This window comes from Chloroflexota bacterium, from assembly GCA_026713825.1.
GTDB lineage: Bacteria > Chloroflexota > Dehalococcoidia > Lucifugimonadales > UBA1127 > UBA1127.
This window is the reverse complement of the sequence record JAPONS010000080.1, coordinates 40647-57960: the sequence shown is the minus strand read 5'-3', so window position 1 is coordinate 57960 and position 17314 is coordinate 40647. Positions and strand designations below refer to the sequence as shown.

Annotated in this window: 16 protein-coding genes; 10 read left to right on the top strand and 6 right to left on the bottom strand. The window is 65.9% G+C overall.

Annotation, left to right across the window (positions count from 1 at the left end; all coding sequences use genetic code 11):
* The first annotated feature begins 59 nt into the window (after positions 1–59).
* Entirely contained in the window at positions 60–1127 is a 1068-nt protein-coding gene (locus OXC99_10340; GenBank protein ID MCY4625381.1) for a zinc-binding dehydrogenase, read from the top strand.
* A gap of 15 nt (positions 1128–1142) precedes the next feature.
* On the opposite strand, the gene OXC99_10335 is transcribed toward OXC99_10340, so the two are convergent.
* From OXC99_10335 to OXC99_10325, 3 genes are read right to left on the bottom strand one after another with little or no spacing between them, the layout of a single operon-like run.
* Complete coding sequence (locus tag OXC99_10335; protein MCY4625380.1) at positions 1143–2042, bottom strand: homocysteine S-methyltransferase family protein; 900 nt, start codon at positions 2040–2042, stop codon at positions 1143–1145.
* Positions 2042–3181, bottom strand: coding sequence for a hypothetical protein (locus OXC99_10330; GenBank protein MCY4625379.1), 1140 nt, complete (start codon positions 3179–3181; stop codon positions 2042–2044). The genes OXC99_10335 and OXC99_10330 overlap by 1 nt, the downstream gene beginning before the upstream one ends.
* Positions 3182–3211: 30 nt before the next feature.
* Entirely contained in the window at positions 3212–4090 is an 879-nt protein-coding gene (locus tag OXC99_10325; GenBank protein MCY4625378.1) for a methylenetetrahydrofolate reductase, read from the bottom strand.
* A gap of 254 nt (positions 4091–4344) precedes the next feature.
* Between OXC99_10325 and OXC99_10320 the strand changes: the two genes are divergently transcribed.
* Positions 4345–5967, top strand: a complete 1623-nt coding sequence (locus OXC99_10320; GenBank protein MCY4625377.1) for a formate--tetrahydrofolate ligase — start codon at positions 4345–4347, stop codon at positions 5965–5967.
* A gap of 106 nt (positions 5968–6073) precedes the next feature.
* On the opposite strand, the gene OXC99_10315 is transcribed toward OXC99_10320, so the two are convergent.
* Positions 6074–6487 carry a hypothetical protein gene (locus OXC99_10315; GenBank protein MCY4625376.1) on the bottom strand — a complete coding sequence of 138 codons (414 nt, stop codon included), beginning with the start codon at positions 6485–6487 and terminating at the stop codon, positions 6074–6076.
* Positions 6488–6658: 171 nt separating this feature from the next.
* Here OXC99_10315 and OXC99_10310 point away from each other — a divergent pair, with 171 nt between their 5' ends.
* The 5 genes from OXC99_10310 to OXC99_10290 all read left to right on the top strand — a co-directional run bounded on the left by OXC99_10310 (position 6659) and on the right by OXC99_10290 (position 11600).
* Complete coding sequence (locus OXC99_10310; GenBank protein MCY4625375.1) at positions 6659–7060, top strand: cupin domain-containing protein; 402 nt, start codon at positions 6659–6661, stop codon at positions 7058–7060.
* Positions 7061–7315: 255 nt separating this feature from the next.
* Positions 7316–8605 carry an MFS transporter gene (locus OXC99_10305; GenBank protein MCY4625374.1) on the top strand — a complete coding sequence of 430 codons (1290 nt, stop codon included), beginning with the start codon at positions 7316–7318 and terminating at the stop codon, positions 8603–8605.
* Between the two features lie 113 nt (positions 8606–8718).
* Complete coding sequence (locus OXC99_10300; GenBank protein ID MCY4625373.1) at positions 8719–9258, top strand: DUF664 domain-containing protein; 540 nt, start codon at positions 8719–8721, stop codon at positions 9256–9258.
* A 236-nt stretch (positions 9259–9494) separates the two neighbouring features.
* Positions 9495–10307: an alpha/beta hydrolase gene (locus OXC99_10295; GenBank protein MCY4625372.1), complete on the top strand. Its 813-nt coding sequence runs from the start codon at positions 9495–9497 to the stop codon at positions 10305–10307.
* A 216-nt stretch (positions 10308–10523) separates the two neighbouring features.
* Positions 10524–11600: an LLM class flavin-dependent oxidoreductase gene (locus OXC99_10290; GenBank protein MCY4625371.1), complete on the top strand. Its 1077-nt coding sequence runs from the start codon at positions 10524–10526 to the stop codon at positions 11598–11600.
* Between the two features lie 5 nt (positions 11601–11605).
* Here OXC99_10290 and OXC99_10285 read toward each other — a convergent pair whose 3' ends face one another.
* Together OXC99_10285 and OXC99_10280 are read right to left on the bottom strand one after the other, a co-directional pair.
* Entirely contained in the window at positions 11606–11962 is a 357-nt protein-coding gene (locus tag OXC99_10285) for a retroviral-like aspartic protease family protein (protein ID MCY4625370.1), read from the bottom strand.
* Between the two features lie 91 nt (positions 11963–12053).
* Positions 12054–12389 carry a hypothetical protein gene (locus OXC99_10280; protein MCY4625369.1) on the bottom strand — a complete coding sequence of 112 codons (336 nt, stop codon included), beginning with the start codon at positions 12387–12389 and terminating at the stop codon, positions 12054–12056.
* Between the two features lie 223 nt (positions 12390–12612).
* On the opposite strand from OXC99_10280, the gene OXC99_10275 reads away from it, so the two are divergent.
* The 3 genes from OXC99_10275 (at position 12613) to OXC99_10265 (ending at position 17196) form a co-directional block, all read left to right on the top strand.
* Entirely contained in the window at positions 12613–14079 is a 1467-nt protein-coding gene (locus OXC99_10275) for a 4-hydroxyphenylacetate 3-hydroxylase (GenBank protein ID MCY4625368.1), read from the top strand.
* An 8-nt stretch (positions 14080–14087) separates the two neighbouring features.
* Positions 14088–15218: a cobalamin-independent methionine synthase II family protein gene (locus OXC99_10270; protein ID MCY4625367.1), complete on the top strand. Its 1131-nt coding sequence runs from the start codon at positions 14088–14090 to the stop codon at positions 15216–15218.
* A 190-nt stretch (positions 15219–15408) separates the two neighbouring features.
* Entirely contained in the window at positions 15409–17196 is a 1788-nt protein-coding gene (locus OXC99_10265; GenBank protein MCY4625366.1) for an ABC transporter substrate-binding protein, read from the top strand.
* The last annotated feature ends 118 nt before the right edge of the window (positions 17197–17314 follow it).

Genomic DNA, 17314 nt, shown 5'->3' with positions numbered 1-17314 from the left:
CCGGCGCACAGCCGTGGGGCGGCTTTGATTTCGCCCAACACAGCAATATGGAGGCCGTGATGAAGACACCCGCAGCCCTCTATCTTGAGGCCGGGAAGCCCATGGTCATCGACGACATCGACCTGCCGGACCCGGGCCCGACCCACGTTATTGTTAAGCAGTACGCGACGGGCGTTTGCCACTCGCAGCTGCACGAACTTGACCGCCCGAACGCCAACGTGCCGCTGGTGCTGGGCCACGAGTCCACCCCGGGCGTCACAGCGGTGGGCAGTGACGTCACGCATATCAAGGAAGGCGATAACGTCATGGTGACGTGGGTGCCGCGGGGCGCGTCTCCCATGATCCCGCCTCCTACTCCCGCCGTGGTCACCTACAAGGGTACGCCGCTGAACTTTGGCGCGCCAGTAGGAACTGGCACATTCACGTGGGCCGAGACGGTGGCCGTGGACGAGCAGATGGTAGTAGAGCTGGACCCGGACGTTGCAACTGATGTGACGTCAGTCATTGGCTGCGCCGTGATGACGGGCTGCGGGGCTGCTGTCAATGCCGCCATGGTGCGGCCCAACTCCTCCTGTGCCATCATCGGCGCGGGCGGGGTGGGCCTGAGCATCATTCAGGCGTGCGCCAATATGGGCGCGTACCCCATCATCGCAGTGGACCTGACGGCGGAGAAGCTGGCCTTTGCGAAGCAGTTCGGCGCGACCCATGGAGTCCTTGCCTCCGAGACTGACGCCGTGGCCGAGGTGGCCGCGCTGACGAACGGCGGCGTCGAGTACGCCTTCGACGCCATCGGCATCGGGGTGACCATCGAGCAGGCGCTGCTGATGGCGCGGCCCCGGCGGCTCGGCGAGCGCGAGGGCGGGACGGCGGTGCTCGTCGGGGTGCCGCACGGAGAGGCGCCGCAGATCTCTCCCTTCCACCTCTTCCGCGGCAACGTTTACCGGGGCGCGCCGGGCGGGTGCAGTGTCCCCGACCGGGACTTCCCCATGCTGGTCCGGTGGTACCAGGAGGGGAAGCTGCCGTTGGACCTGATGGTGACGCAGCGGTACCGGCTGGAGCAGATCAACGAGGCGTGCGAGGCGCTGCGCAACGGCGAAATCGCGGGCCGGGCCATCGTCGAGTTTTAGGGGCGTCTGCCTTCCCTAGTCCTTCAACGCTGTTGCCAGCGCCCGGATGTGTTCCGGGCCGGTGCCGCAGCAGCCGCCGACGATGCTCACGCCCATCCGGGCAAGCTCGGCAAACTGCGGGGCCATGAACTCCGGCGACTCCGGGTAGACGATGTCCGCGTCCTTGATGGACGGGATGCCTGCGTTGGAGTGGATGATGGTATAAGCGCTGGCTGCGCTGCGGATCTCCCTCGCGACGGCCACCATGTCTTCAACGCCGTTGCCGCAATTGGCCCCCACCACGTCCGCGCCGGCCTTCTGCAACTCCTCCATGGCCCGCGCGGGGGTGACGCCCATGATGGTGACAAAGCCGTCCGCGCTCCGGTCAAAGACCATGCTGGCCATGATAGGCAAGTCCGTGTGCTCCCTGGCGGCCTCAATGGCGATGACTGCCTCCTGCATCACCCGCAGCGTCTCGAACAGGAGGGCGTCGACGCCGGCCTCCGCAAGCGCCTTCACCTGCTCAACGTAGGCGGCGCGCATATCATCCTGGTGCACGCGGCCGAGGGGCAGGGGAAACTCGCCGAGAGGGCCCACTGAGCCGACGACGTATCGGCCCGGCCCCGCCTGCGCCTTGGCGAGCCGAGCCGCCTCCCGGTTGAGCTCTGGAACCCTGTCGCCGAGGTCGTACTTGGCGAGGCTGTAGCGGTTGCCTCCGAAGGTGTTGGTCAACACCATCTCCGCGCCGGCGTCAAAGTAGGCCGAGGCCATGCCCCGCACGACGTCGCCGCTGGTGACGTTGAACTCCTCCGCGCATTGCCACGACTCCAGGCCGTGCTGCTGCAGGTATGTCCACGTTGCGCCATCAGACACCATGCCCCGCCCCGTCGCGAGACGCTCCATGAGGGACTGCGCTGTTCCGGCACTGCTTGTCATCACGCCGCCTCCGCAGGGGTCCTTGCAATCAGGAAAGACTCGTCGGTGAACCAGAGGCCGTTGTACTTGTGCAGCACCGATTGGGTCACGTCCAAGTAGTCGCCGCGGGTCATGGCGTCCCGGAGGCGGTCGTCGTCTGTCTGCGCGACGTAGGTGGCGGCGTTCCAAGCGGCCAGCAGGGCTGAGGTGCCGATGTTGCTCGCGACCTCCTCCGGCTGGAGCTGGAGCTCGTAGCGGAACTCAGCACGGGAGTCCGGGTAGCTGAGAAAGCGGAGGTCAGGGTTGGACTCGCCGAGCTGGGCGCGCAACTCACGGAGCAGGTCGAAACGCGGAGTTTGGAAAGGGTCCTCGTCGGGCCAGAGGGTGCGAATAATCTCCATGCCGGGGTCCTTGCCCGTTGACTGCACGATGACCATGTTGCCCCCGGGCGCCAGGGCCTTGGCCAGCGGAGCCAGGACCGTCCTCACCTTGGCCGACGCCGGCTGCGTTGCGCGAAAGGGCTGCGCTGCGAGCATGAGGTCATAGGCGAGGGCGCCGTCGCCGCGACGGGGGATAACGGGCGATAGCGGCCACTCCTGGTCCTTGCGGTAGATTACGAGGACGGAAGGGGCGGCATAGACCGGGTTGCCTGTCCGCTCGCTGGGCTTGGTCTGCCACCATTCCCTTACGAGCGGGAGGAGGTCGCGTATCTGCTCGTCGAAGTCGTACGCGGTGTTGCCTTCGAAGGCGACTTCCCGCCAATTCAGCTTCGCCTGCTTCTCCTCCGTCGAGGGCCAGAGGTAGGGGGCTTCGGTGTAGAGCATGTTGGTGACGACGATCACCGTCTGGGGGTGCTCGCTCAGGCGGTCGCCCATGCGCTCTAGGCTGAGGCGCACGTCCTCATGGCTGATCTCCTTGCCGACGATGAGTAAGGGCACAGTGGGGAAGCGCTGGTGGAGGTGACGCATGAGCCGCGTGATGACGGTGGCGTCGCCCATGCCGGCGTCGAAGACCCGGAGAGCGGGCTGGACCGGCTCCAAGTGGCGGATGTCCATGGCGACGCGGCGGGCGATGAGTTGCTTCTCATTGCAGGTGGAGACGAACTGCAGGTACTTTTCACGGTTGTCGAAGAAGCGGAGCGATGGGGCCTGGTTTTCCATGGCAGCTGTCGTCCTCCCACTGCGGCCCTGTTAGAGGCCCGCTTCCTCCAAGACCCGGGGCAACCTTGATTCCCAGCCGGCCGCGATGAGGTGGACGCCCTGGGCCATGCCGCGCAATTCCCGTATGGTGCGGGCCGCGATCCGGATGCTGACGGCGGACCGCTCCTCGGCGGTGGCGGCGTTCTCCATGTCATTGATGATGGCTTCCGGGACGGTGATGCCGGGCACCTTCTCGTTCAGGAAGCGGGCCATGTCTGCCGACTTGAGCATGATGATGCTGGGCAGCATGGGCACGCCCATACCGGCCGTAGCTGCAGCGTAGCGCTCGTAGTCGGCCGGGTCGTAGACGGCCTGGGTCTGGAAGAACCGGGCGCCGGCGTCAATCTTCATCTGCACGCGGCCGAGCTCGAAGTCGAGGTCGTCGGCGCCGGGGTTGGCGACTGCGCCGGCGAAGAACTCCGGTGTGCCGCGGAGGGCGTTGCCGTTGATGTCGTGGCCATCCGTGAGCGCCTTTACGGCACCGAGGAGCCCGACGGCGTCGAAGTCAAAGACGGGCTTGGCCTCCGGGTGGTCGCCGATGGTGGGCGGGTCGCCGCCCATGCAGACGACGTTGCCAATGCCGAGGGCGGCTGCGCCGAGGAGGTCGCCCTGCAGGGCGATGCGGTTACGGTCGCGGCAGGTGAGCTGGAGGATGCTCTCGACGCCGCGGTCGAGGAGGAGCCTGGCTGCGGCAAGGGGAACCATAGCCATCTTGGCGGTGTAGGAGTCGGTGAGGTTGAAGGCGGTGACCCTGCCCTTGAGCAGGTCCGCCTTCTCATACAGGGAGTCCAGGTTGGTGCCCTTGGGAGGGCTCAACTCCGCAGTGACGGCGAAACGGCCGCCAGCCAGGGTTTCCTTGAGATTGCTCATGCACTCCCCCTCGTTTAGCATGACTCGGTGACGCGGGCCGCGCCTGTGACGCCTTTACGAGGGCATTGTAACATCTTCTAATTGGAATGATAGAAAAATGTTACTACCGGATTTACGAATAATGACTGAGGCCATATCATGGGGCCTGCTTGCACCCTCGTCAAGAGGGATGTGGCAGTAAACCCGGGCATGGGCCTTGCATAGGGCACAAAGCTCGCGCGTGGCAGCGTCTGCCACGGAGATGGAGGAGTTGCATGAAGCCGATAGCAGAAGTCGCCGAGGGGCTGGGGCTTGATCCGGCCGCCATCATCCCGCAGGGGCATTACAAGGCAAAGATCCCGCTGGACGCCATCCGCGAGGGCGGCAGTCGAGGCAAGCTGGTGGTGGTGACGGGCATCACGCCGACGCCCGCTGGCGAGGGGAAGACCACGACGACCGTCGGGCTGACGCAGGCGATGGGCCGGCTGGGCAAGAACGTGGTGGCGACGCTGCGGGAGCCGTCGCTGGGGCCTATCTTCGGCATCAAGGGCGGCGGGACCGGCGGCGGGCTCTCGCTGGTGGAGCCGCAGGACGAGGTGAATATCCACTTCACCGGCGACGCCCACGCGGTGGGCTCGGCGCACAACCTGCTGGCGGCGCTGACGGACAACGCTGCGCAGCGGGGGCAGGTGGCGGGCTTTCGCGCGGAGCGGATCTCCTGGCGGCGGGTCACCGACGTGGAGGACCGGGCGCTGCGGAGCATCGTGACGGGGCTGGGAGGATCGGCCAACGCTCCCCTGCGCGAGACGGGCGTCGACATCGTGACGGCGTCGGAGATCATGGCGATACTCGCGCTGGCCCGCGACCTGGATAACCTTCGCGAGCGGCTCGGCCGCATCGTGGTCGGGTACACGGACGAGAACGCGCCGGTGACGGCAGGGGACGTGAACGCCGTTGGCTCCATGATGTCGTTGCTGCGCCATGCCATCCTCCCCAATCTCGTTCAGACCACCGAGGGGCAGCCGGTCATCGTACACGCGGGGCCCTTCGGCAACATCGCGCACGGGTGCAGCTCGGTGGTCGGCGACCGGCTGGCGCTGGGGTACGCGGACTTCGTGCTGTCCGAGGCGGGCTTCGGGGCCGACCTGGGCTTCGAGAAGTTCATGCACATCAAGGCGCGCTTCAACGGGCTGGAGCCGAGCGCGGCGGTGCTCGTCGCGACGGTGCGGGCCGTGAAGTACCACGGCGGCGTGGCGGTACGCGAGCTGGCGACGCCGGACGAGGACGCGGTGCGCCGGGGCATGGAGAACCTGACCCACCTCATCGGCGTGGTGAAGGCGACGGGCCTGCCGGTGGTGGTGGCGGTCAACCACTTCCCGACGGACACGCAGGCCGAGATGGACATCGTCAAGCGCGGCTGCGAGGACGCCGGGGCGTTTGCGGCCGTTGAGAGCCGGGTGTTCGCCGAGGGCGGCGCGGGCGGCATCGAGCTTGCGGAGGCGATCATCCAGGCGACCGAGGGGCCGCAGCCGGAGATCTCCTACTTCTACCCGGAAGACGCCTCCATCCAGGACAAGGTGCTGGCGCTGGCCAAGACCGTCTACAACGCGGCCGACGTGAGCTGGAGCGCGGCGTCGCAGCGGACGTTGCGCGGCTTCGAGGCCAACGGCTGGGGCGGGCTGCCGGTGTGCATGGCGAAGACCAACGCGTCGATCTCGCACCAGGCGTCGCTGCGCGGGCGGCCGTCGGGGTACACCTTCGAGGTCAACGACGTACGCGCGTCCGTAGGCGCGGGGTTCATCTACCCGATCGCCGGGAGCATCGTCACGATGCCGGGGCTGCCGGGGTCGCCTCGGGCGCTGGACGTCGACGCGAAGGGCAATATTCTGAACCTGTAGGGCGGCCGTCCGGCGGCGACATTGTTTTCGATTATCAATTGGTAGCTGTTAAGGGCGATTTCAGCTACGACAATATCATCGTGATCTGGGAAACAATTCGTATCTGTTAAGGGCCGAAACGCATCCGGTCGTCGGTGCGCGCCAGCTGGACGAGGACCCGCATGGCACGCAGCTGGAATTCCGGATCGGCTTTGCGATCAGCCAAGATGTCCAGAACCTTGAGGCGCCAGACCGCAACCTCTTCATAGAGGCAATAGGCCTTCCTGGCCAGCGGGAGGAGCTCAAGTTGTTCCCGGGTCAATGCCTTGGCATAGAGTCCGTGCGTGCGGGCGTTCTGGTTGCCCAACGGGGCGCCGCGACGGCGCTTCCCCCTTCGCCGCCTACGGGTTGGCTGGGCCTCCTCGATTCCTTCATTGTTCTCACCGGCACCGGGCTGCTGCTTCCGGATCTCGGCGCTCTGGGCGGCGGTTAGAACCATGCTGGTGAGGTCGCTTTCGAGTTTCTTGAATGGGTCTACCATGTTCACGCTCCTTGTTTGGTGTTCAAGGATGAGGGTAGAGGGGTCTTAGAGTTACGCGCAAAGGGCTTGTGTCAGGGTTTTGGGAATTGGTGTCCACGCAGAGACGAGGGCGACCACGAGGTTCGCCTCTACAGGGATTAGGGCGTTTCAGTTTTGTCAGGGAGGCGGGTCATGGCGGAGTTGCGGCACAAGCGGGTGGGGGAGGGTGTCGACACGACGGCGCCGGACGGGTCCGAGGTGCGGTTCCTACTGCGGGGGGAGCGGGGGGAGCTGAACCATTTTACGCTGCCGCCGGGAGCGACGTCGGGGGCTGTGGCGCACCGGGCCATCGAGGAGATCTGGTACTTCCTGAGCGGCGCGGGGGAGATGTGGCGGAGCGACGGGGCGTCGGAGGAGACGCTGGCCGTCGGGCCGGGGGTGTGCGTGGACATCGCGACGGGGGTGGGGTTCCAGTTTCGCAACACGGGGCCGGAGCCGCTGACGTTTCTCATCGCGACGATGCCGCCTTGGCCGGGGGCTGAGGAGGCGTACGCGGTGGAGGGGAAGTGGCCGGCGGGGGGTGGCGCGCGATAGTGGTGGGTTGGGTGACTGTGGTTGGCGGTGACTTGGCGCAGGGGTGGGCGGTTCGTCGGGGTTCCCCCGCCTTCGCGGGGGCAGGCTCTGCCTTCGCAGGAACGACGCGAGATAGGGCGGGAGGGCAACGGCGGCTGGGAGATGGCATTCCCCGCCCCTGGATACCGGCTTCCGCCGGTATGGAGGGATGACGTTCCCGTGGGGTGGCGGGTTTTCTGCTAGCATGGAAGGCAGACGTGTCACCGGGGGGCTTTTCTGAGACTCTTCTCGCACCAGTCAACATTTGCCTCGTTCCGGCAGCCGGGCTTCAAGCCTTTCTACGTGCACAGCGCCTTTGCGGCCGTGGACATGAACGTGCGGATGGCCGTTCACGGTTGGTTGGTGCTGGAGCTCTCCGGCGACTCCGAGTTCTGGGTGGGCATCTACGCGCTTGTGCTCGGCGGGGGGCAGCTGCTGTTCTCGTCGTTCGCCGGGGCGCTGGCCGACCGCTTTCAGCGTCGCGACGTGCTGCTGATCGAGGGCGTACTTGGCGCGTCGCTGGCCGTGTTTGCCGCAGCCGCCGTCTACTTCGACGTCATGGAGCTGTGGATGGCCATCGGCATGGCCTTCTTCGTCGGCTGCCTGCGGGCGACGCGGTTCACGGCGACCAACCGCTTCGTCTACGACCTGGTGGGGCCGGAGCGGCTGGTGAACGGGGTGTCGCTGTGGCGCATCGCGAACACGCCGGTCATGATCGCAGGCAGCATTCTGGCGGGCGCGATGATCGACTGGGTAGGCATCTGGGCCGCGTATACGCTCATCGCGTGCAGCCTGATTGTCTCGCTCCCTTTCCTGCTGCTCATCGGCGTCAAGGGCGTGACGGAGGAGACCGGCGGGCGGCTCATCAGGCAGACGATCGACGGGCTGAAGTACGCGTCGTCGAACGCGTCGCTGCGGACGCTGTTCACCGTGAGCATAGTCATGGAGTTTCTGGGATTCTCCTTCCTGGTGATGGTGCCGGTGATGGCCAAGAACGTGCTAGACGCGGGTGGCCTTGGCCTGGGCTACATCAACGCGGGCGTCGGCGTCGGCATGTTCGTGGCGACGCTGCTGATGGCGGCGGTGGGCGACCGGCACAACAAGCAGCGCATCATCGTCTACTACGCGTTCCTGGCGGGCCTGGCGCTCATCGGATTTGCGCTTTCGCCCGCGCTTCCCTACTCGCTGGCGTTTGCGGTGCTCTTCGCCGGAGCGGTGATGGGCTTCCTGAACGTCTACGACCTGACGTTGGGGGTGCTGCTGCAACTGGCGGCGCCGTCCAACATGCGCGGGCGGGCGGTGAGCCTGCACAGCCTTGCGATCTCGTTCACGGCGGTCGGCGGGTTCTTCATCGGCGGACTGGGCAGCGTGGTGACCGTGCCGGTGATGCTGGCGGCAGCGGGGGCGGGCATCATCGTGAACTCGGTCTGGCGCCGCTCCGCGGTTCTGCGCATCAGGGAGTTCGAGGGGCAGGCGGAGCTTGTGGACACCCAAGACCCCGAACGCGACAATACGCTCGCCGGGTAGCCCTTCGGGCTGTCAGTATCGACAATCCCGCCCTACTTCCTGCGCCCTTCGACAGGCTCAGGGCGAACGGCTAACATCGGCTGCGGCTATACCGCTGCAGGTGGGAGGAAGGCATGGCGGACGAGAACGCGGGGACGATCCAGAACTTCGTGACGATCCTGTTGGACTACGCCAACGGGTCTCTCAAGCGCGCGGTCGACGGGCTGACGGACGAGCAGGTGTTCCACCAGCCTACGGGTGACACCAACAACATCGCGTGGCTGGCGTGGCACATGAACCGGTGGAAGGACTGGCAGGGGCACCTGGTGACGGGCGAGGAGCAGGTGTGGATCCGGGACGGCTGGTGCGAGCGCTTCGGCATCCCGGCCGAGCGGACGGGCATCGGCGACTCGACGGAGCAGGTGGCCGAGTTCCGACCGCCGCCGGAGCTGCTGTGGGGGTACACGGAGGCGGCGCACACGACGTTCATCGAGCGGGTGAACTCGCTGTCGCAGGAGCAGCTGGAGGAGATGGTGCACTACATCCCGGGGCGCGGCGATCTTCGGCCGAAGTGGCGGTCGATACTCGGGGTGTGCTCGGACACGATGAAGCACACGGGGCAGATCGAATACCTGCGGGGGTTGATCACGGGGAAGGGGTGGTTTGGGGCGTAGGGGGCGCCGTGTTCGCCCCATTTCGAGAGCCTCAGGGCAGGCTTCGATTTCCCTCAGGACGAACGGAGGGGCGGGCGGCCCTTGTAGCCGCCCGCTACGGCCCGGCCACACTTCCACCGCTGGATACCGGCATTCGCCGGTATGGCGAGCTGTGTCAGGCGGGGCGTAGGTTTGCAGTCGCGCCAAGTCCGGGTATCATGGCGCAAGACCATGGGAAACCATCATTGGAGGATGCTATGACCACCGTGTCCAAGGTATGGACGGAAAAGTATCTGGAAATGAGCCACGGCAAGACGCGCTACTGGGAGGCGGGTGAGGGCTACCCCACCATCCTGCTCCACGGCGCGGGCTGGGTGAGCGGCTGCGAGAACTGGGCGCTGGCGATGGGGCCGCTCTCTGAGAAGCTGCACGTCTACGCCATCGACTGCCTGAACTGGGGGCTGGGCGACGTGTTCAACCAGGAGATGTCGTTCGCGTACTTGGTCGACCACGTGCGGGAGTTCATGGACGTGCTGGAGATCGACAAGGCGAACTTCGTCGGGCACTCGATGGGCGGGTGGATCGTCACGCTGATGGCGTACGAGAGCCCGGACCGGGTGAACAAGCTCGTCAACGTGGCGGGCGGCGGGACGGCGACGCGGCCGCTGCAGAACATGGTCGAGTTCAAGGTGCCCGCGCCAGAGGCGATCCGCGAGCAGATGACGCGGCGCTACCCGGAGGGGACAGTGGACCCGGAGGAGATGGCGGCGACGTTCATCAAGAAGATCGAGCTGCCGGAGCACGGCGAGGCGTTTGCCAAGGTGATGAAGCACATGACCGACCCGATGACGCGCCCCCGGTACAACACCGTGCGGCGCATGAAGCACATCAAGGCGCCGACGCTGGTCATCTGGGGCAGGGACGACCAGGTGAACGCGCTGGAGATGGGCGAGACGACGGCGGCCAACATCCCCGGCGCGCAGCTGGTGGTGCTGGAGTGCGGGCACGCGGTGCCGACGGAGAAGGCGGACGAGTTCAACAAGCTCGTGCTGGACTTCTTTACCTCGTAGGGCAAGGGGGTGGGCGACCCGTGTGGCCGCCTCTACGACCATCACCCCGCCTCTGGATACCGGCATTCGCCGGTATGAGGGATAGGGTGTACGGGGAGTCCGTTCGGGCGACGCTTCTACAGGCCCCTTCGTCGGATTGAGGAGGGGGGTCAGGGCGGACGGGCTCCCTGGCGCTTGCTGGGCTTGCAGGAACTCGCAAATTGGAGGTCACGCGCGATGGACATCGGGTACTTCACCATGCCCATGCACCCGCCGGGGTCGAACATGACGGCGACCCTGGAGGACGACCTGGAGCAGATTGTCGCGCTCGACAAGCTGGGGTACCGGGAGGCGTGGATTGGTGAGCACTTCACGACGGCGTGGGAGAACATCCCGGCGCCCGACTTGTTCATCGCGCAGGCGCTGCCGCTGACGGAGAACATCGTGCTCGGCACGGGCGTCACGTGCATGCCGAACCACAACCCGTTTGTGATCGCGCACCGGGTGGCGCAGCTCGACCACATGGCGAAGGGGCGCTTCCACTGGGGCGTCGGGTCCGGCGGGTTCCCGGGCGACTTCGACGTGTTCGGCTTCGTGCCGGCGACGGGCGAGCACCGGGGGATGACGCGCGAGGCTGTGGACCTGGTGCTGCAGCTCTGGGACGACCCGAAGCCGGGGCTGTACGAGTCGAAGTACTGGCGGTTCACCGTGCCGGAGCCGCAGGAGGACATCGCGCTGCGATTCCACGTGAAGCCGTACCAGCAGCCGCACCCGCCCATCGGCATGGCGGGGGTCTCGGAGAAGAGCGACACGCTGACACTGGCGGGGGCGCGAGGCTACATCCCGATGAGCATCAACCTGGCGCACCAGCGCATCCTCAAGACGCACTGGGACGGCGTCGAGACCGGCGCGGCGGAGACCGGCCGGACGGCCGACCGCTCGACGTGGCGGATCGCGCGCGAGGTGTACGTGGGCGAGAACAGCAAGAAGGCGCGGCGGGAGGCCATCGACGGGGTGCTGGGCCGCGACTTCACGGACTACTTCCGGCGGCTGCTGCCGAAACTGCGCGGGCTGAACGGGCTGAAGGCGGACCCCGATATGCCGGACAGCGAGATCGACGCGGAGTACATGGCGGACAACGTGTGGATCGTCGGGGGGCCGGACGAAGTGGCGGAGAAGCTGAGCGAGCTGAACAAGTACGTGGGCGGCTTCGGGGTGCTGCTGGTGATGGGCCACGAGTGGCAGCCGGAGGAGCAGTGGCGGGCGTCTATGGAGATGCTGGTGAACGAGGTGCTGCCGAAGGTGAACGCGTAGGGTTGCTACGCCCAAGCGGTGGTGACGGGCGCCAGCTTGCCATCAACCGGGTTGACCGCCAGGCGCAGCCCCTCAAGGATGTAGGCGCCCAGCAGGCAGCGGGCATTGTCGTCGCCAAAGGCTACGAGGGTGGAGATGCTCCGTTCGTTTACGGTTGCAATTGCCTCGCCGAGCTCGAATTCAACCTGGGAGCCGTCCGCAAGCGTGAGCCGAACCTTGTCGATGGGCGTCACTCCCAAACCCTCCAGCAAGCGCCCGGGCACAATCGTGTAGGATGCCCCGGTGTCCACCATCGCCTCGACTTCCAGCGACCGCTCACCGTCGAGGCTATCCAAGCGAAGTGGCCAGACAAAAACGCCCATTCCTGTCCTCATTGATTGAGTCTTTTGCCATTGTAACAGACCACCCGCAAGTTCCTCATTCGCCCCTCACAACCTCGGCGCGGGCCGGGAACTACCGGGGCTGGTCGAAGTGGAGCACAATGCCGCCGATCCGCCGCGCGGCCACGTTGTACAGGAGCGCGCCGACGGCGCCGGCGGCGAGCCCCGCGGCGCCGAAGATAAGGGGCATGCCGATGAGCGCGCCAAAGGCAAGCACGGTGCCCCACCCAAGCCCGGGCGTGGACCATGTGCCGGACTCGGCAGAGGTGACCCAGTCCAGGGTCACAAGTGTGTCGTAAAGGGCGCCTCCAAAGGCGTACAGTATCCCGGCCGCTATGCCTGCAAGCCCCATGACGGCAGCGGCAAGCCGCGCAGAGGAAAGCACACTCACAGCGGTCAATGCCTTCATTGCCACGCTCCCTGTTCGCGTCGTCGACGGCCGCCAAGCCCTGTCTCATACCCATTGTACCCACCGGCCCGCTCCGGTGAAACAGTGGGCCTGCAGAAGGGCGAAATCAGACACCCCCTCCCGTGACAACACCTGCGCGTTGTCGTATGCTTGCCGCACAATTTTCGGGCACCAGACAAAGGAGAAAACCATGGTTTTGGACACGCAACGACCAGAAGGCGCAATGACGGGGGAACGGTACATCAAGAGCCTGCAGGACGGGCGCGAGGTATTCCTCGACGGGAGGCAGGTTGCCGACGTGACGACCGAGCCGGCCTTCGCTGCCATGATCAATGAGTTGGCCCGGATCTACGACCTGCAGCACACGGACGAGTACCGGGACCTGATGACCTACGAGTCGCCAGACACGGGCAACCGCGTGAGCCTCTCGTGGATGATCCCGGAGTCGCTGGAGCAGACGCGTGCGAAGCGGCGCAACAGCGAGGTGTGGAACGAGCAACTCTGGGGGCAGCTCGGCAGGGGCCCGGACATTCTGGCGCCCTACATCCTGATGCTGTACAACCGCCGGGAAGCGCTGGGGCAGATCAAGCACCCCAACTGCGACTTCCGAGAGAACATCATCAACTACACCCAACTCTGCCGCGAGAACGACCTCTTCCTGACCCATGCCCTCGGCGACCCGCAGGTGGACCGGAGCCTGCAGCCGCAGAACGAGCGGCGGACGGTCAAGGAGGAGGACCTGGCGCTGCACGTGGTGGAGGAGACCAAGGAGGGCATCATCGTCACGGGCGGGAAGCAGCTATCGACCGCGGCGCACATGACGAATGAGACCTACGTGTCGCTGTCGGCCACGTTTGCGCGGCGGGCGGACCCGAAGTTCTACATGGCGTTCTCGATCCCAAGCGGCACGCCGGGGTTGAAGACGCTGGTGCGGGAGCCCGTCGGGATGTGGCAAGGCACCTACGGCCACCCCTTCCTCGCCCTCGACGAGCAGGACGCGATGCTCTTCTTCGACAACGTGCTGGTGCCGTGGGACCGGGTGTTCATGCTCTACGAGCCGCCGCCCGCGGGCCTTGGGCCCGGACTTGGGGGAGGGCTGAACCTGCTCGGTTGGTCCAACATGACCCGAGTGCACTTCCGCATGAAGCTGATGACGGCCGTCACGACGATGATCGCGAAGGCCATCGGCGTGTACGACTTCCGCGAGGTGGGCGCCAAGCTGGGCGAAATGGTCTCGTACTGCGAGCTGTGGCGCTACGCCATGGCGGGGGTGGAGGAGACCACGTACATCAAGGACGGCGCGCAGCCCACGGGCAGCGCGGCGGCGTTGCAGAACTGGTTTGCGTTCACGTCGCAACGGATGGTGCAGCTCATGCGGGAGGTCAGTGGCTCGGGCATGATCATGCAGCCGAGCGAGGCGGACCTGGCCAACCCGGAGATCCGCAAGTACCTGGACCTTTACATGAGGGGCAAGGACGTCGACGTGGAGTACAAGTCGCGGCTCTACCGCATCGCGCATGAGCTGGCCGCCAGCTCCTTCGGCATGCGGCAGGACATCTACGAGTACTGGCACGCGGGCGACCCCACGCGCAACCGCGTGAACATGCTGCGTGCGTACGACCAGAGCGAAATGATCGAGCGCATCGAGGAGCTGATATCGAAGCCGCTGCCGCACGGCGAGCAGCTCTAGGGGGAGCCATGAAGCGCAGCGTCGACCGGATCCTGACGACGCATACGGGCAGCCTGCCCCGGCCTCTGGAGTTAGCGGAGATGCTGCTGAAGAAGGACGACGGCGAGGAGACGGACCCGGAAGCGCTGGCGGCGGCCGTCAGGGAGGCCGTGGCGGAGACGGTGCGGAAGCAAGTCGAGGCGGGCGTCGACGTGGTCAGCGACGGCGAGCAGGGCAAAATCGGCTACTCAACGTACGTGAAGGACCGGCTCACGGGCTTCGAGGGGGAGGCGACCGTCAACGTCCGGGCGGACTGGGCGGACTTTCCCGACGCCTCGGTCCCGCTGGCGGCGAGGGTGAAGCGGCCCGCGTGCAACGGCCCGGTCGCGTGGAAGGACCCCGACGCGGTGCAGGGGGACGTCGCGACCTTCAACTCGGCGCTGGAGGCCAATCCGGCGGAGGAGGGGTTCCTGACGGCGGCGTCGCCGGGCGTCATCGCGCACTTCCTCGGCAACCAGTACTACGCGACGCGGGAGGAGTACCTGGCGACGCTGTCGGACGTGATGAAGCAGGAGTTTGAGGCCATCGTCGAGGCCGGGTTCGTGTTGCAACTGGACTGTCCGGACCTGGCGATGAGCCGCCACATGCGCTTCCCGGACCTGGACATCGCCGACTTCCTCAAGATCGCCGAGGGCAACGTCGAGGCGCTGAACCACGCCATCAGCGGCATCCCGGCGGACCGGGTGCGGCTGCACCTGTGCTGGGGCAACTACGAGGGCCCGCACCACCGCGACGTGCCGCTTCGGGACATCCTGCCGGTGGTGCTGAAGGCCAACGTCGGGGCTATTTCGATGGAGGGCGCCAACCCGCGCCACGCGCACGAGTGGGCGGTCTTCAAGGACGTGCCGCTGCCGGACGACATGGCCGTCATCCCCGGGGTCATCGACTCGACGACCAACTTCATCGAGCACCCGGAGCTGGTGGCGCAGCGGATCGTCGCGTATGCCGAGGTGGTGGGCAAGGAGCGGGTGATCGCAGGCTCGGACTGCGGCTTCGGCACGTTTGCGAGCACGGCGCCGAACGTGCAGCCGGGCATCGTGTGGGCGAAGCTGGCGTCGCTCGCGGAGGGCGCGCGGCTGGCCTCCGAGCAGCTCTGGTAGCGGGAACCGATTGGCGCATTTCGGCGTCTATAGACAAAATGCGACCAAAAGCCAGCCCCGCCTCTAAACACTTTTGCATGGTTTCGGCTATGATCTGGCCGTAATCACACGTTAGCTTGTTGACAGTTGACGGTCAGACATAAAGAATGGTCGCTAGTAATTGTTTGGGGGGAGAAGGAGAATAGAATTAATGGTTGACAGTTATATCTCGAAGAGGTTGCTGCTGGTCGTGGCGTTGCTCATTGCAGCCATGATGATGGTGGCGGCGTGCGGTGGGGATGGCGACGACGGTGACAGCGGCTCTGGAGCCGCCGCGCCGCAGACCGACACGTCGACGTCCACAACGACCACGACCGACACCTCGACGACCGCAGCGGCGGAGCCAACTGCCGCGCCCGCCATGACGACGGAAGAACCCGCCATGATGGAGCCGGTGGAGGACCGCGTGGTCACTGCCTTTGAGGCACCATCGACTGAGGGCAACGAGACCCGCCACATTGGCCAGACGACGGTGTGGCAGCTCAAGCCGATGTATGAGTACCTTCTGGACTCCCACCCGGTCTCGGACGAGATGATCCCCGGCCTGGCGACGGAGTGGGCGGTCGAGGAAGGGCCGCAGGTCCGCTTCAAGCTGCGTGAGGGCGTGCAGTTCCACGACGACTGGGGTGAGTTCACCTCCGCGGACGTGGTCCACACGCTGATGAACCACCAGCGCGAGGGCGGCCTCCACGGCGAGCTGGTCTACTTCCAGACAGTTACCCCCGAGGCCGTCGTGGTCAGTGACTACGAGGTCATCATCAAGCTGTCCCGCAACGACAGCAACTTCTTCGCCCAGTTCTCTCGGCTGCAGGGCGGCTTTGAGATCATCTCCAAGGCTCACCACGAGGCCGAGGGCGACCCGGTGGTCATCGGCGAGGACGACCCGATTGCGGGCACCGGCTCCTACCAGTACCTGGAGCGCGAGCAGGCCCTGAACATCGTCTTCGAGCGGACGCCTGACCACTGGCGCTTCAGCCCCGACTTCCCGGAGTTGGAGATCAAGTTCATCAATGAGGCGTCCACTCGGTTGGCCGCGCTCTTCACCGGTGAGGTCCACCTTACCAACCTCCCTGAGGACAACCTGCAGCAGGCAGTGGCCGACGGCTATGGCGTCGTCCGGGGCAACGTGACCGCGCTCCGGGCCTTCGCCCAGTTCCGCGGCCAGTATGAGGATGAAGCCTCCGCGCAGGGCACCGGCTACCAGGACACCGGCAGCCCCTTCCTGGACGTTCGCGTCCGGCAGGCGCTGAACCGGGCCATCAACCGCGATGAGATCAACAGCGCGTACTTTGGCGACAAGGGTGTGCTGATGCAGGTTAACCACCTGAACCCCGGCCGCCCCGGTTGGAATGAGCGGTGGGTCCAGGAATTCCCGGCCAAGTACGGCTTCGACCCGGATGCCGCTCAGGCACTCCTGGCGGAGGCCGGCTACGACGCCAGCAACCCGCTGGAGATCGACATCAACGTGGCGCCGCTGTCCCGCTACGCGGGCGCTGACGACATCATCGAGATTATGGCCGGCTACTGGTCCGACATCGGCGTGAAGGTCAACCAGTACACGGAGGACACGGCCACAAGGCGCGCCCGCGGACGCAACTTCGAGTACACGCGGGAAATCGCGATGGGCGGCACGAGCTCCAACATCACCATCGGCCCGAAGGTCTACAACACCTCCTTCCCGCCACGGGGCGGCGGTGTGGAGATCCTTGAGAGCAGCAGGATCATGGGCGAGTTCATCCAGACGCTTGACCCCGTGAAGGCTGACGCCCTGGCGCGTCAGATGGGCGACATCTTCTTCGACCAGTTCATCTCCATCCCGCTCTTCTGGCTGCCCGCTGAGGCGGTCATCAACAAGGAAGTCATTGCGGGTTGGGTCTGGCCGGGGTCCATCACCGGCACCTGGACTCACCTGGAGAACATCGAGGCCGTCAAGAAGTAGACCCTGAACGGCGCTAACGCAGGCCCCGTCCCCTCTCGCAGGGGGCGGGGCCTGTTGTTGTTTACATATGCAGGGTTGCCTGCGCCGCCGAGCGTCAACTGCTATAGTGGCGCAGTCT